Source organism: Streptomyces radiopugnans (assembly GCF_900110735.1).
In the GTDB taxonomy this organism is placed as follows: Bacteria; Actinomycetota; Actinomycetes; order Streptomycetales; family Streptomycetaceae; genus Streptomyces; species Streptomyces radiopugnans.
On sequence record NZ_FOET01000013.1, the window covers coordinates 12962 to 27791 of the forward strand.

Genomic DNA, 14830 nt, shown 5'->3' on the forward strand with positions numbered 1-14830 from the left:
TAGCCAGGTCTCGACAGGCCCCTCACGCCTCCTCCTCGCTCCCCTCGGTCCGCTGGCTGCGGCGGTGCCAGGCCCTCGGCGCGCGCCAGTTGTAGCGCAGGGCCAGCAGCCGCAGGACGAAGGCGAGGGCGGCCGCCGCGCCGCTGGTCACCCCGTTCAGCTCCCCGGCCTTGATCAGCAGTGCCACCGCCGTCGCCCCGACGACGGCCGGCACCGCGTAGACCTCGCGGTCCCAGCGCAGCAGCGAGGGGACCTCGTTGGCCAGGACGTCGCGCAGCACGCCGCCACCCGCCGCCGTGGCCAGCCCCATGACGACCGAAGCGGTCAGGCCGAGCCCGTAGGCGTGCGCCTTGACCGTGCCGGTGACGCAGAACAGGCCGAGCCCGGCCGCGTCGAAGACCATCACCGCCCGGTTGATCCGCTCCACCTGCGGATGGAGGAAGAAGACCAGCACCGTGGCGGCCAGCGGGGTCAGCAGGTAGCCGAGGTCGGTGAAGGCGGCCGGGGGCACCGCCCCGATCACCAGGTCCCGGAAGAGCCCGCCGCCCAGCCCGGTGACCGAGGCGAGCAGCGCCATGCCGACGACGTCGAAGTTCTTGCGGACGGCGAGCAGCGCGCCGGAGACGGCGAAGACGAAGATCCCGGCCAGGTCGAGCCAGTGCTGGACGGAGGGGGTGAACAGATCCACCCCCCGGTTGTAACAGGTGCCGCGTACGCCGCACCGCCCGCCTCCGCGCTCATGGGGCGGAGGCGGGCGGTGCGGGGGGACACGGCGCCCGAGGGGCCGGGAGAGTGGGGTGTACGGCTCACTCGGCCGCGGTCGCGGCCTTCTCCGTCTTCCCCGTGTTCACGGCAGCGGCCGCCCCGGTGCTCTCGGCGCTCCCGGCCGGCTCGGCCGGCTCGGTGTGCCCGCCGTGGACCACCTGGGCCGCGTTGTGCGTGGGGCTGATCCGGCCGTCGGCGATCTCCTCGGCCCAGTGGCAGGCCACCCGGTGCCCGCCGCCCAGGTCCCGCAGTTCGGGGCGGTCGGTCGCACAGCGCGTCTCCTGCTTCCACGGGCAGCGGGTGTGGAAGCGGCAGCCCGCCGGCGGGTTCGCCGGGGAGGGCAGGTCGCCGGTGAGCAGGATGCGCTCGCGGTTGTCCTCGACCTCCGGATCGGGCACCGGCACGGCGGACATCAGCGCCCGGGTGTACGGGTGCCGGGGCTCGGCGTACAGCGTGTCGCTGGGCGCCTCCTCCACCAGCGAGCCCAGGTACATCACACCGACGACGTCGGAGATGTGCCGCACCACGGCCAGGTCGTGGGCGATGACCACGTAGGTCAGGCCCATCTCCTGCTGGAGCTCCTCCAGCAGGTTGATCACCTGGGCCTGGATGGAGACGTCCAGCGCGGAGACCGGCTCATCGCAGATGATCACGTCCGGTTCCAGGACCAGCGCCCGGGCGATGCCGATGCGCTGGCGCTGCCCGCCGGAGAACTCGTGCGGATAGCGGGAGAGCGCGTTGGCCGGCAGCCCGACCCTCGCCAGGATCCCGCGGATCCTCTCCCTGCGCTCGGCCTGGTTCGCGCCGATGCCGTGGGCCTCCATGCCCTCGGAGAGGATCGACTCGATGTTCTGCCGGGGGTTGAGGCTGCCCAGCGGGTCCTGGAAGACCATCTGGAGCCGGCGGCGGAAGCGGCGCATCTCCTCGTCCGGCAGCTTCGCCAGATCGGTGCCGTCGAAGACGACCTCGCCGTCGGTGACGTCCACCAGCCGCAGTACCGCCCGGCCCAGCGTGGTCTTGCCGCAGCCCGACTCGCCCACCAGGCCGTACGTCTGGCCCGGCTCGACGGAGAGCGAGACCCCGTCGACGGCGTAGACGTGGCCGACCGTGCGGTCGAAGAGGATGCCCCTCCGCACCGGGAAGTGGACCTTCACACCGTTCAGTTGGAGCAGGCTCATGCTCCGGCCTCCTTCTCGGCCGTGCCGGCCGTCTCGACCGCGTCCTTCTCCGCCGGGTCGGCCTTCTCCACCGGCCCGTCCCCCTCCGGCCCGGTGCCGTCGGCGGCGGCGTCCGCCCCGGGCACCTCGTCCGGCTCGGGCAGCACGGACCGGCGCAGCTCGGCGGCGCCCCCGGAGAGCACCGGGTTGACGCACCGCACCTGGTGCCCGGGCTTGCGGGGCTCGCCCAGCACCGGGGTGCCCTGGAGGCACTCCAGCGTGTAGTGGTCGCACCGGGGGGCGAAGGCGCAGCCGTCCTCCCAGGCGATCGTGTCGTTGATGGAGCCGCGCACCGGCCTCAGCGGCTCGCCGCGCGGCGCGTCGAGCCGGGGGATGGAGCCCAGCAGCCCGTTGGCGTACGGGTGGGTCGGCGCCTCGAACAGCTCGCGCCGCGCGGCGGACTCCACCACCTTGCCCGCGTAGAGCACGTTGACCTGGTCGCACAGGCCCGCGACCACGCCCAGGTCGTGGGTGATCATCAGCAGGGCGGTGCCCTCCTGGTCGACCAGTTCCTTGAGCAGTTCCAGGATCTGGGCCTGGATCGTCACGTCCAGGGCGGTGGTCGGCTCGTCGGCGATCAGCAGCCGCGGCGCGCACGCCACCGCCATGGCGATCAGGGCGCGCTGCCGCATGCCGCCGGAGAGCTGGTGCGGGTACTCCTTCAGCCGCCGGTCGGGGTCGGGGATGCCGACCCGGTCCAGCAGGGAGGCGGCCTCCTTGCGGGCGGCCTCGCCCTTGAGCCTCCGGTGCCGGGTCAGGATCTCGGTGACCTGGACCCCGATGGGGACCACCGGGTTCAGCGAGGACAGCGGGTCCTGGAAGATCATCGCGAGCTGGGAGCCGCGCAGGTCCCGCATCCTCCTGCCGCTCAGGGTCAGCAGGTCGGTGCCGTCGAAGTCGGCCCGGCCGCCGACCTTCACGCCCCTGGAGGGCAGCAGCCCCATCAGGGCCAGCGAGGTGACGGATTTGCCGCAGCCCGACTCCCCGACCAGGCCGACAACCTGGCCCTGGTCGACGTCGAAGGACACTCCCGACACGGCCTTCACGTCGCGCCGGCCGCGCTGGGTGAAGGTGACGGTCAGTTCGTCCACGGAAAGCAGGGCCATGTGATCAACTCCGCAGTTTCGGGTCGAGGGCTTCCCGCATCGCCTCGCCCAGCAGGGTGAAGCCGAGGGCGGTGACGATGATGCCCAGCGCGGGGTAGATCGCGAGCATCGGTGCGCTGTCGAAGTAGTCCTGCGCCTGGGCCAGCATGACGCCCCACTCCGGTTCGGCGGCGTCGGGGTTGCCCAGACCGAGGTAGGACAGCGCCGCCGCCTCGATGATGGCGGTGGCCAGGCTCAGGGTGGCCTGGACGATCACCGGGCTCAGCGAGTTGGGCAGCACATGGCCGAGCGCGATGCGCCGCTTGCGCACCCCGAGGGCCCGGGCGGCCAGCACGTAGTCCGAGCCGCCCTGCGCCAGCATGGCGCCGCGCAGCAGCCGGGCGAAGACGGGGATCTGCACCACGCCCACCGCGATCATCACGGTGGTCAGGGACTGGCCCAGGACCGCCGCGATGGACACGGCCAGCAGCAGCGAGGGCAGCGCCAGCATGATGTCGATGACGCGCATCACGACGGTGTCGATCCGGCGGCCGACCTTGCCGCCCAGCACCAGGGCGGCGCCCGAGGCGCCGCCGATCAGCGCGCCGATGGTGAAGCCCAGCAGCGTGGCGACGATGCCGACCAGCAGGGTCTGGCGGGCTCCCACCAGCATCCGGGAGAACTCGTCGCGGGCCAGGTGGTCCAGGCCGAGCCAGTTCTCGGCGCGGGGGCCGACGAAGATGTTCTGGTTGGTGAAGACCTCGCCGCGCCACAGCTGTGCGGTGGGGCTGTACGGGGCGACCCACGGGCCCACGATCGCGACCACCACGAACGCACCGATGATGCACGCGCCGATCACGGCCATCTTGCTGCCCTTGAGCCTGCGCCAGGCCTCGACCCACAGACTGGCGCCCGTGGAGGTCTCGGTGGAGGCGGTGAGCTCGGCGAGCCGGTCGATCTTGTCGGTCTTGGTGCTCATCAGTGCACCCGCACTCTCGGGTCGATAAGGCTGTAGGCGAGGTCAACCAGCAGGTTGATGACGACGTACGCAGCCGCGATGAACATGATGAAGCCCACCAGGACCGGGTAGTCGCGCTCGTCGATGGCGGTCTTGATGAACGAGCCGATGCCGCCGAAGGCGAAGACCGACTCGGTGAGCACCGCGCCCGACAGCAGACCGCCGGTGAGCAGACCGATGGCGGTGACCACCGGGAGCAGCGCGTTGCGCAGCACGTGGCGGCCGCGCACCACCTGCCGGCTCAGGCCCTTGGACTCGGCGGTGCGCACGTAGTCCTCGCCGAGCACCTCCAGGACGCTGGCCCGGGTCATGCGGGTGATGATGGCCAGCGGGATGGAGGAGAGCGCCAGGGCCGGGAGCACCAGGTGCATCGCCGCGTCCCAGGCCGCGTCGAACTCGCCGGTGAGGATGCCGTCCAGGACGTAGAAGCCGGTGACCTCGGTGGCGTCGATGCCGGTGGTCTGGCGGCCGAAGCTGGGGAACCAGCCGAGCTGGACGGCGAAGACCGCCTTGAGCAGGAAGGCCAGGAAGAACACCGGGATGCAGATGCCCACCAGGGAGCCGGAGACCGCGGTGACGTCCAGCCAGCTGCCGCGCCGGCGGGCGGCGAAGTAGCCCAGCGGCACGCCGACGGCGATGGCGATGATCATGGCCGAGATCCCGAGCTCGACCGTGGCGGGGAACGCCCGGGTGAACTCGTCCCACACCGGCTGGCCGGTCTGGGTGGAGACCCCCAGGTTCAGCTCGGACAGCCGCTTGAGGAAGCGGCCGTACTGGATCCACACGGGCTGGTCGAGCCCGAGGGCCGCCTCGATGCGTGCCTTGTCGGCGGCCGTGGCGCGCTCGCCGAGCATGGCCGCGGCGGGTCCACCGGGCAGCCGGTTCAGCCAGATGAACAGCAGAACCGACAGGCCCAGCAGGGTGGGTATCAGTTGGAGCAGTCTTCGTACGACGAGACGCAACACCCCGCGATGCCCCTTTCTTGGTCCTCATGGGCAGGTCCGCCCGGCCACTTCGGATGCCGTGGCCGGGCGGACCTGCGCGCGGTCATGCTTTTACTTGAAGGAGACCTCGGCGAAGTTCTCCTGCGTCAGCGGGGAGACCTTCGGGGGGTTGACGTCCTTGGCGAACGCGATGGACGGCGGGGAGGAGGAGACCGGGACACCCGGGATGTAGTCCATGATCACCTCGTTGGCCTTCTTGTACAGCTCGACCCGCTTGGCGACGTCCGGCTCGGCCTCGGCCTTCTTCACAGCGTCGAAGACCTTGTCGTCGCGGAAGCCCCACTGCTTGTCGTAGCCGGAGAACCAGGTGCCGATGAAGTTGTAGGCGTCGTTGAAGTCACCGGTCCAGCCCAGCAGGTGCAGGTCGCACGAACCGGCCTCGGTGGCGTCCAGGTAGTCCGGGGCCCACTTCATGGGCTTGGGCTCGACGTTGACGCCGGCCTTCTCCAGGTCGGACTTCATCAGCTCGTACATGTCGGCCGGGGCGGGCATGTACGGGCGGGTGACCTCGGTCGGGTAGCAGAAGGTGACCTTCAGCTTCTCCTCGCCGGCCTTCTTCAGCAGCTCCTTGGCCTTGTCGGTGCTGAACTCGTAGGTGGCGACGTCCTTCGAGTAACCGTCGACGGTGTCCGGCATGAACTGGGTGGCCGCCACGCCGCCCTCGGGCAGCTGCGTCTTGACGACGTTCTCGCGGTCGATGGCGTGGGTGAGCGCCTGGCGGACGTCCTTCTTCTCCAGGGCCTTGTTCGCCTCCTGCGAGAAGCCCACGTAGAAGATGTTGAACACACCGCGGACCGGGACCTGGAAGCCTTCCTTCTCCAGGGTCTTCACGTCCGAGGGCGCGACCAGGTCGTAGCCGTGGATGTTGCCGGCCTGCAGCGCCTGGCGGCGTGCGGACTCCTCGGCGATGGTGCGGAAGACCAGCTTCTCGACGCCGGCCTTCTCACCCCAGTAGTCGTCGAACCGCTCGAGGGTGACTTCCTTGTTGCCCTTGTCCCACTCGGTGATCCGGAAGGGGCCGGTGCCCGCGACGGTGCCGGCCTCCTGGCTGTACTTGGGGTAGGAGATGGCGTCGTTCTCGCCGGTGGCCTCCTGCTCCTTGTACTTGTCGATGGCCTTCGGGGAGTGGATGGCCAGCGCTTGGAGGGAGAAGCCGCCGGGCAGGTTGGCCGAGGGCTCGTGGACGCTGATGACGGCGGTGTGCTCGTCCTTCGCCTCGCAGCCCTTGTAGTTGGCCTTGGGCGTGTCCTTGTCCTCGTTCTTGGCGAAGCCGCCGAAGACGGTCTGCCAGTAGTACGAGACCGCGCTGTTCTGGTACGTGCCGGTCCAGTTGAACCAGTGGTCGTAGTTCTTGCACACGGCCTCGGCGGTCAGCTTCTCGCCGTCGTGGAACTTCACGCCCTCCTGGAGCTTGAAGGTCCACTCGGTGCCGCTCTCGTCGGCCTCCCACGACTTCGCGAGGCCGCCGACCAGGTCGGTGCCGCCCGGCTCGTGCTCGATCAGGGCCTCGAAGGCCTGGCGGGTGACCCGGAACGTCTCACCGTCACTCGCCAGCGCCGGGTCCAGAGAGCCCGGGTCTCCGGCGGCGCCGAAGACGAAGGTGTCCCCACCCTCGCTCTTCTCGCCTCGTTCACTGGCACATCCAGTGGCGATCACACCAACCGCGAGGGTCGCCGCGATCGTCTGGACGACCCTGGAACCGGTTATTCGCATGTTCCACCTCAGGGGTCGGTGACGGTTTGACTGCTGGTCGCCCGAACAGTACTGCCCCCGACCATCGGTGTGAACTGTCCGCATGTCGGTGATATAGACCTGAGACCCTGGCGCCCGAAACGGCGACAGCGCAGGTCAAAGCGTGGATACCGGACGAAACAACCGGCCGTCGGCGGGCCGCGGACCGGCGCCCGCGGGGCCCTCGGTACCCCACCGCTCCGGCCCCGCCGCAGACCCCGAGGCGAGCCCCGCGGTGCAGGTCCGTCCGGCCGGTGAGTCCACGTCAGTAGGGGCGGGGGTAGCCGTAGCCGTGCCCGGGGGCCGCCGCGGGGGCGGCGGCGTGGGCGTCGCGGTCGAAGAACGGGCGGGAGTTGGCCCGCAGCCACATGGCGACCGGGTCGTACTCGTCCGACATCGACACCGTGGACACCGCCAGTCCGTCCGGTACCGCGGCCACCGACTGCTGCATCATCGACCGCACCGACTCCACCGCCTGCGGCGCGGAGTCGTACAGGTCGAGCCCGATCACCAGTTGCGGCGCGCCCAGGGCGGGCTGCACCCAGGCCCGGCGCAGGGTGCGCACGGCGGGCGTGCGGTGGGCGTTGTGCACCAGCTGGGCGTAGAAGTGGGGTACGTCCACGGTCGGTTCGCCGATGCGCAGCGGTCCGGCCGGCAGCCTCTCCAGCCCGCCCGCGATCCGGCGCAGGTCCAGCCAGGGGATGCCGACGCCGCCACCGGGCGCGTGCGGGTTGAGCCACAGCCCCCAGCGGTCGGGGAAGAGGGCGGCGGCGATCTCGCGCCCGCCGACCACCTCGTGGTCCCTGGTCCAGCCGGAGGCGGCCAGCTCCTGCTCGGAGGTCACACAGGGCGCGTAGCCGTGCCCGGCGACCTCCATGTTCCCGTACTGGGCGTCGGGGGATCCGGCCCGGCCGTGCCAGAGCAGCATCCACACCCGGCCGGAGGCGAGGGCGTGCAGCAGCGATTCATAGGTGTCGTACCGCCCGGGCGCCACCTGCCGCAGCAGCTGCTCAACGCTTCCACCCGCGCTCACGTGGGCCGCCCCTTCTCGCGTCGTCCTCGCTCACCGGGCCGCGCGCGCGTCCCGCCCCGACATCCAACCAGCTTACGGTCCGCACCCGACAGTGCCCGGACCACTCGGCCGTCTCCGGACACGGAGGCCCGGACCGCGACCGGACCGGCTCCCGGGCACAGCCGCCCGGGACACCGTCCGGCCCGGGTGTCAGTACGGCTGGTCCTGGCGGTTGTAGAAGGGCCGCACGCACTGGCGCATCCAGTCCACGACCGGGTCCTGGGCCGCGTCCAGCAGCACCATCTGCACCGGCCAGCGCACCGGCTCCCGGCCCAGCGCGCGGCCGAGCGCGTCGTGCGCCGCCGCACGGGCCTGCGGGTCCAGCAGGTCCAGCTCCACCCCGACGAACAGCGCGGGCGGGTCGCCCTCGACGCTGGCCAGGCCTCGGCGCGCGGTGCGGACCTGCGGCAGCACCGCGAACTCCCCGGCCGCGGCGGCCAGGAAGTCCACCGGCTCCTCCTGCCAGTCGGGCTCGAAGAGCCGGACCCGGGCGCCGCTCGCCATCCCGGGAATCCCCTCGGCCCCGCCCTCCCGGCACAGTTCGGCCACGGCGGCCGGGGGCAGGGGGACGCCGACGGTGCCCTCGGGGTTGACCGCGATGCCCACCTGCGGCGGCAGGCCGCGGGCGAACTCCCGCGCGGGCGCGACGGCGAAGGACATGTGCGAGCCGACGCACTGCAGGAACTGCTGCTCGGAGCTGAAGACGGGGACGTAGGGCGCTCCGTCGAGCTGGACCGTGGGCAGGTCCAGATTGGGGCTCGTCGGCCCGCCGCCCTCGGGCAGCGGCACCCACAGACTGCTGCGCCCGAGCACCTCGAGCAGCCGGGCGCCCGCTCCGGGGGCGCCGAGGGAGGCGGCGAGGGTCTCCTCCAGCTCGTTGCCGGGCCAGCCGCCGCCGTGCCCCGGTCCGTACTGCTGCGGGATGGTCATGGGAAAACCCTATCGGCACCGGGCGGGTGCGTCCGTCCGTCGTCCGCGCCCGCCTCCACGGGGGCGCGGACGGCGGGCGTCAGTCGAACACCACCCCGTGCAGCGCCCCCGCCGCCGTCCGGTCCAGCAGCACCGAGGCGACGCAGCCCCGGGGCAGCCGTCCGGCCTCCGCGTCCGCCACCAGGCGGCGCACCGCCCGCCGGTGCCGGGCGAAGGCGTACGCCGACACCCCGCGCCCCCGCTCCGCCTGCCCGGCCAGCGCCACCCGGGGCGGTACGTCCAGCAGCAGCAGGTGCACGGCCCGCCCGCGCCGCCGCGCGTCCAGGGCCAGCCAGCGGCGCACCCAGCCCTGGGCGCCGCAGTCGTGCACCACCACACCGGCCCCCGAGGCCAGGGCCCGCCGCAGCGCGAGGTAGTGCGCGATCCTCACCAGGGGGCGGTAGACGGCGTACGGCAGCCGGGCGGGCATCCGCCGCTCCCAGCGCTCCCTCATGTCCTGGGAGTCGATCCGCACCACCGCGTCGTCCTCGGCGACCACGCGGCGGATCAGGGTGGACTTGCCGCTGCCCGGCAGCCCGGAGACGACCACCCGGTCGCCCGCGGGGAAGCGCAGGACCCGGACCGCCGCGGTGCCGCGCAGATCGCGGCCGTCCGCTCTCCCCGCCGCCGCGGGCACCGCCTTGCCCGCGGCCTTCCCCGGCACCGCCTTCCCCGGCGCCTTCGCGGGCCTGCGCCGGGGCGGCGCCCCGCCCTGTGCCGTACAAGCACTCTCCAGGCTGCTCACCGGATACGTCCTCCCCGCTTTCGCGCCACGCGCTCGCGGCGTCACCCAGAGCGTGTCAAGAAGGATGACGGCGGACAAGGTGGCCGCTCACCAGGTGTGTCACGACGCCGTACCCGTCTCGTCACCCCTCTCCTCCCGGACGTGGCGGCGCGGCTTCGCGCCCGCCCGGGGGCGGTGTGCGCCGGGCGTGCGATGATGAGCGTGTCAACTGCATACCGGCCGATCGAGTCCGCACGGGAGAGTTCCCGGAAAACGCTGGTCACGACGGTTTCCGGGGCGCCGAAGGAGCAAGTCCTCCCTTGAATCTCTCAGGCCCCGATACCGTGTGGACGAGGCAGATCTGAAAAGCGGGCGGCCCCCGAGCGGAGCCGTCCCACCCAAGGTGCAAGCCGTGGCCCGCCCGTGCGGACTCGTGGCGAACCTCTCAGGTTCCGATGACAGATGGGGAGGGCGTGTCCTTCCCGCCGTCCTCGCACGACATCGCCACCTCGCCTGGGAGCTTGCCGACCATGAGTGATTCCCCCCGCCGTACCGCCCTCGACTCCGTGCACCGCGCCCTGGGCGCGACCATGACGGACTTCGCGGGCTGGGAGATGCCGCTGCGCTACGGCAGCGAGCGCGACGAGCACAACGCCGTGCGCACCCGCGCCGGCCTGTTCGACCTGAGCCACATGGGCGAGATCACCGTCACCGGCCCGCGGGCCGGCGAGCTGCTGGACCGCGCTCTGGTCGGCCATCTGTCCGCCGTCCCCGTGGGCCGGGCGCGCTACACCATGATCTGCGACGAGTCCGGCGGCATCCTCGACGACCTGATCGTCTACCGGCTGGGCGAGGAGGAGTACCTGGTCGTCGCCAACGCCTCCAACGCCCAGGTGGTCCTGGACGCCCTCACCGAGCGGCTCGACGGCTCCGGTCTCACGGGCGCCGCCGTGCGCGACGACCGCGACGCCTACGCCCTCCTGGCGGTCCAGGGACCCCAGGCCCCCGCCGTCCTGGCCGAGCTCACCGACGCCGACCTCGACGGCCTGAAGTACTACGCCGGGCTGCCCGGCACGGTGGCGGGCGTGGAGGCGCTGATCGCCCGCACCGGCTACACCGGCGAGGACGGCTTCGAGCTGTTCGTCGCCCCGGGCGACGCGGAGGCGCTGTGGCGGGCGCTGACCGAGGCCGGCGCGGACGCGGGCCTGGTGCCGTGCGGGCTGTCCTGCCGCGACACGCTGCGGCTGGAGGCGGGCATGCCGCTGTACGGGCACGAGCTGACCCGCTCCACCACCCCCTTCGACGCCGGGCTCGGCCGCGTGGTGAAGTTCGACAAGCCCGGCGACTTCACCGGCCGTACCGCCCTGGAGGCCGCCGCCGGGCGGGCCGTCGAGAACCCGCCGCGCAAGCTGGTCGGCCTGGTCGCCGCCGGCCGCCGGGTGCCGCGCGCGGGGTACGCGGTGGTCGGCGCGGACGGCTCGGTGATCGGCGAGGTCACCTCCGGCGCCCCCTCCCCCACGCTGGGCAGGCCGATCGCCATGGCGTACGTGGACGCCGCCCACGCCGCCCCGGGCACCGGGGGTGTGGCGGTGGACATCCGCGGTACGCATGAGCCCTACGAGGTCGTCGCGCTGCCGTTCTACCGGCGCGAACGCTGACGGCCCCGGCCGCCCCCGCGCCACCAGCCGTACCGCCCCCCGTACCACCAGCCGCACCACCCGCCCGGGACACCGTCCCACCTGGCAAGACCCGTTTCTCACACCGCATCCCTGATCAGGAGAATCACGCCATGAGCAACCCCCAGCAGCTGCGCTACAGCAAGGAGCACGAGTGGCTGTCGGCCGCCGAGGACGGCGTCTCGACGATCGGCATCACCGAGCACGCGGCGAACGCGCTCGGCGACGTCGTCTTCGTGCAGCTCCCGGAGGTCGGCGACACGGTGACCGCGGGCGAACCCTGCGGCGAGCTGGAGTCGACCAAGTCGGTCAGCGACCTGTACGCGCCGGTCACCGGTGAGGTCACCGAGGTCAACCAGGACGTGGTGGACGACCCGGCGCTGGTGAACTCCGCCCCCTACGAGGGCGGTTGGCTGTTCAAGGTCCGGGTGGCGGACGAGCCGGGGGACCTGCTGTCCGCCGACGAGTACGCCGCCTTCACCGGCGAGTGAGCGGCGGCCCGCCCGCCTCCTCCGCGCCCGGATCCGCCGTCCGCCGCCAGCCCACCACGATCGGAAAGACCCGGATGTCGCTTCTGAACAGTTCCCTGCACGAGGTCGATCCCGACGTCGCCGCAGCCGTCGACGCCGAGCTGCGCCGCCAGCAGACCACCCTGGAGATGATCGCCTCGGAGAACTTCGCCCCGGTCGCCGCGCTCCAGGCCCAGGGCTCGGTCCTCACCAACAAGTACGCCGAGGGCTACCCCGGCCGCCGCTACTACGGCGGCTGCGAGCACGTCGACGTGATCGAGGACATCGCCCGCGAGCGGGTGAAGGCCCTCTTCGGCGCCGAGGCCGCCAACGTCCAGCCGCACTCGGGCGCCTCGGCCAACGCCGCGGCGATGTTCGCCCTGCTGCAGCCGGGCGACACCATCCTGGGCCTGGACCTGGCGCACGGCGGCCACCTGACCCACGGCATGAAGATCAACTTCTCCGGCAAGCTGTACGACGTGGTCGCCTACCACGTGGACGCCACCACCGGCCTGGTCGACATGGAGGAGGTCGAGCGGCTGGCGAAGGAGCGCCGCCCGAAGCTGATCATCGCCGGCTGGTCGGCGTACCCGAGGCAGCTCGACTTCGCCGCCTTCCGCCGCATCGCCGACGAGGTGGGCGCGCTGCTGATGGTGGACATGGCGCACTTCGCCGGCCTGGTGGCCGCGGGACTCCACCCCAACCCGGTGCCGTACGCGGACGTGGTCACCACCACGACCCACAAGACCCTCGGCGGTCCGCGCGGCGGGGTGATCCTGTCGAAGCAGGAGCACGCCAAGAAGATCAACTCGGCGGTCTTCCCCGGCCAGCAGGGCGGTCCGCTGGAGCACGTCATCGCGGCGAAGGCGGTCTCCTTCAAGATCGCGGCGACGGAGGAGTTCAAGGACCGCCAGCGCCGTACCCTGGAGGGCGCGAGGCTGCTGGCCGAGCGGCTGGCGCGGCCGGACGCCGCCGAGGCGGGCGTCGCCGTGCTGTCGGGCGGCACCGACGTCCACCTGGTCCTGGTCGACCTGCGCGACAGCGAGCTGGACGGCCGCCAGGCCGAGGACCGCCTGCACTCCATCGGCATCACCGTCAACCGCAACGCCATCCCGAACGACCCCCGCCCGCCGATGGTCACCTCCGGCCTGCGCATCGGCACCCCGGCGCTGGCCACGCGCGGCTTCACCGCCGACGACTTCCGCGAGGTCGCGGACGTCATCGCCGAGGCGCTGAAGCCCTCGTTCGACGAGGCGAAGGCCAAGGAGCTGGCCGGCCGCGTCTCCGCGCTGGCCGACAAGCACCCGCTGTACCCGGGCCTGTAGGCCCGGGGCGCGGCACCCGGGTGCGCCGCCCGACCGGCGGCGCACCCGGACCCCGGCACCGTCCGGCACCACCCGGCACCGTTCCCCGCCCCGCGCATCCGCGGGGCTCCACGCCCGCCGCACCCGGCGGGCCGCGAACCACGAGCAGACAAGGGAGTCCGCCACCGTGGCCATCTCCGTCTTCGACCTCTTCTCCATCGGCATCGGCCCGTCCAGCTCCCACACCGTCGGCCCGATGCGGGCGGCCGGGATGTTCGCACGCCGGCTGCGCAAGGAAGGCGTGCTGGACCGCACCGCCTCGCTGCGGGCCGAGCTGTTCGGCTCCCTGGGTGCCACCGGCCACGGCCACGGCACGCCCAAGGCGGTGCTGCTGGGCCTGGCGGGCCACTCGCCGCGCACCGTCGACGTGGAGGCCGCGGAGGCGGAGGTAGAGCGGGTGCGGCGGTCGGGCCGGCTGGGCCTGCTCACCGCCGGGAGCGGGGAGGGGGACTCCGAGGGCGGCGAGGGTCGTGAGGGCCGTGACGGCCACGAGATCGCCTTCGACGTCGACCGCGATCTGGTGCTGCACCGCCGCCGCTCGCTGCCGTACCACGCCAACGGCATGACCCTGGCCGCGTACGGCGCCGACGGCGCACCGCTGCTGGAGAAGACCTACTACTCGGTGGGCGGCGGCTTCGTGGTGGACGAGGACGCGGCCGGCTCCGGCCGCATCAAACTCGACGACACGGTGCTGAAGTACCCCTTCCGCACCGGTGACGAGCTGCTGCGCACCACCCGCGAGACGGGCCTGTCCGTCTCGGCGCTGATGCTGGAGAACGAGCGGGCCTGGCGGAGCGAGGAGGAGATCCGCGCGGGCCTGCTGGAGATCTGGCGGGTGATGCGCGAGTGCGTGGCCCGCGGCATGTCCCGGGAGGGCATCCTGCCCGGCGGCCTGAAGGTCCGCCGCCGCGCGGCCGCCTCGGCGCGGCGGCTGCGCGCCGAGGGGGACGCCGCGGCGCGCGCCATGGAGTGGCTGACGCTCTACGCGATGGCGGTCAACGAGGAGAACGCCGCCGGCGGGCGCGTCGTCACCGCACCCACCAACGGCGCGGCGGGCATCATCCCGGCCGTGCTGCACTACGCGATGGAGTTCGTGCCCGGAGCGGACGACGACACGGTCGTGCGCTTCCTGCTGACCGCGGGCGCCATCGGCCTGCTGTTCAAGGAGAACGCCTCCATCTCCGGCGCCGAGGTCGGCTGCCAGGGAGAGGTCGGTTCGGCCTGCTCCATGGCCGCCGGCGGCCTCGCGGAGGTCCTGGGCGGCTCCCCCGAGCAGGTCGAGAACGCCGCCGAGATCGGCATCGAGCACAACCTGGGCCTGACCTGCGACCCCGTGGGCGGCCTGGTCCAGATCCCGTGCATCGAGCGCAACGGCATGGCCGCGGTCAAGGCGGTCACCGCGGCCCGGATGTCCCTGCGCGGCGACGGCCGCCACCACGTCTCCCTGGACAAGGCCATCAAGACGATGAAGGAGACGGGCGCGGACATGAAGGTCAAGTACAAGGAGACCGCCCGCGGCGGGCTCGCCGTCAACGTCATCGAGTGCTGAGGGAGCCGCTCCGACCTGCGGTTCCTGACCTTTCGGAGCTGTCGGGCCCTTTCTCGTCCACACGGCGGAAAGTCCCTGAGAAGTCCCTCGGGAGGAGCGGAAAGTCCCTGGGAAGGGGCCGGGCGGAGCACCCGCACAGCGCCTGAT

General features: G+C 72.3%; 13 protein-coding genes and 1 riboswitch. Of the genes, 4 read left to right on the forward strand and 9 right to left on the reverse strand.

Annotated elements, in window-relative coordinates:
• Nucleotides 1-22 precede the first annotated feature (22 nt).
• The 9 genes from BMY40_RS20585 to BMY40_RS20625 form a co-directional block, all read right to left on the reverse strand.
• Nucleotides 23-688: a trimeric intracellular cation channel family protein gene (locus BMY40_RS20585; RefSeq protein ID WP_245770215.1), complete on the reverse strand. Its 666-nt coding sequence runs from the start codon at nucleotides 686-688 to the stop codon at nucleotides 23-25.
• A 118-nt stretch (nucleotides 689-806) separates the two neighbouring features.
• Nucleotides 807-1943, reverse strand: a complete 1137-nt coding sequence (locus tag BMY40_RS20590; RefSeq protein WP_093661793.1) for an ABC transporter ATP-binding protein — start codon at nucleotides 1941-1943, stop codon at nucleotides 807-809.
• Nucleotides 1940-3088, reverse strand: a complete 1149-nt coding sequence (locus tag BMY40_RS20595) for an ABC transporter ATP-binding protein (RefSeq protein WP_093661795.1) — start codon at nucleotides 3086-3088, stop codon at nucleotides 1940-1942. Before BMY40_RS20595 ends, BMY40_RS20590 begins: the two co-directional genes overlap by 4 nt.
• 4 nt (nucleotides 3089-3092) lie before the next feature.
• Nucleotides 3093-4046: an ABC transporter permease gene (locus tag BMY40_RS20600; protein ID WP_093661797.1), complete on the reverse strand. Its 954-nt coding sequence runs from the start codon at nucleotides 4044-4046 to the stop codon at nucleotides 3093-3095.
• Nucleotides 4046-5050, reverse strand: coding sequence for an ABC transporter permease (locus BMY40_RS20605; RefSeq protein ID WP_093661799.1), 1005 nt, complete (start codon nucleotides 5048-5050; stop codon nucleotides 4046-4048). The genes BMY40_RS20600 and BMY40_RS20605 overlap by 1 nt, the downstream gene beginning before the upstream one ends.
• Before the next feature lie 90 nt (nucleotides 5051-5140).
• Nucleotides 5141-6802, reverse strand: a complete 1662-nt coding sequence (locus BMY40_RS20610) for an ABC transporter substrate-binding protein (protein ID WP_093661801.1) — start codon at nucleotides 6800-6802, stop codon at nucleotides 5141-5143.
• A gap of 283 nt (nucleotides 6803-7085) precedes the next feature.
• A complete protein-coding gene (locus tag BMY40_RS20615; protein WP_093661803.1) occupies nucleotides 7086-7853 on the reverse strand; it encodes an enhanced serine sensitivity protein SseB C-terminal domain-containing protein in 768 nt (255 codons plus the stop codon).
• 189 nt (nucleotides 7854-8042) lie between these two features.
• A complete protein-coding gene (locus tag BMY40_RS20620; protein WP_093661805.1) occupies nucleotides 8043-8822 on the reverse strand; it encodes an enhanced serine sensitivity protein SseB in 780 nt (259 codons plus the stop codon).
• A gap of 79 nt (nucleotides 8823-8901) precedes the next feature.
• Complete coding sequence (locus BMY40_RS20625; protein ID WP_093661807.1) at nucleotides 8902-9606, reverse strand: AAA family ATPase; 705 nt, start codon at nucleotides 9604-9606, stop codon at nucleotides 8902-8904.
• Nucleotides 9607-9830: 224 nt separating this feature from the next.
• Nucleotides 9831-9940: riboswitch (glycine riboswitch) on the forward strand.
• 175 nt (nucleotides 9941-10115) lie between these two features.
• On the opposite strand from BMY40_RS20625, the gene gcvT reads away from it, so the two are divergent.
• The 4 genes from gcvT to BMY40_RS20645 all read left to right on the forward strand — a co-directional run bounded on the left by gcvT (nucleotide 10116) and on the right by BMY40_RS20645 (nucleotide 14683).
• Nucleotides 10116-11243: a glycine cleavage system aminomethyltransferase GcvT gene (gcvT, locus tag BMY40_RS20630; protein WP_093661809.1), complete on the forward strand. Its 1128-nt coding sequence runs from the start codon at nucleotides 10116-10118 to the stop codon at nucleotides 11241-11243.
• A 131-nt stretch (nucleotides 11244-11374) separates the two neighbouring features.
• Nucleotides 11375-11752, forward strand: coding sequence for a glycine cleavage system protein GcvH (gene gcvH / locus BMY40_RS20635; RefSeq protein WP_093661811.1), 378 nt, complete (start codon nucleotides 11375-11377; stop codon nucleotides 11750-11752).
• Between the two features lie 74 nt (nucleotides 11753-11826).
• Nucleotides 11827-13095 carry a serine hydroxymethyltransferase gene (gene glyA / locus BMY40_RS20640; protein ID WP_093662036.1) on the forward strand — a complete coding sequence of 423 codons (1269 nt, stop codon included), beginning with the start codon at nucleotides 11827-11829 and terminating at the stop codon, nucleotides 13093-13095.
• 166 nt (nucleotides 13096-13261) lie between these two features.
• Nucleotides 13262-14683: an L-serine ammonia-lyase gene (locus BMY40_RS20645; protein WP_093661813.1), complete on the forward strand. Its 1422-nt coding sequence runs from the start codon at nucleotides 13262-13264 to the stop codon at nucleotides 14681-14683.
• Nucleotides 14684-14830: the final 147 nt, after the last annotated feature.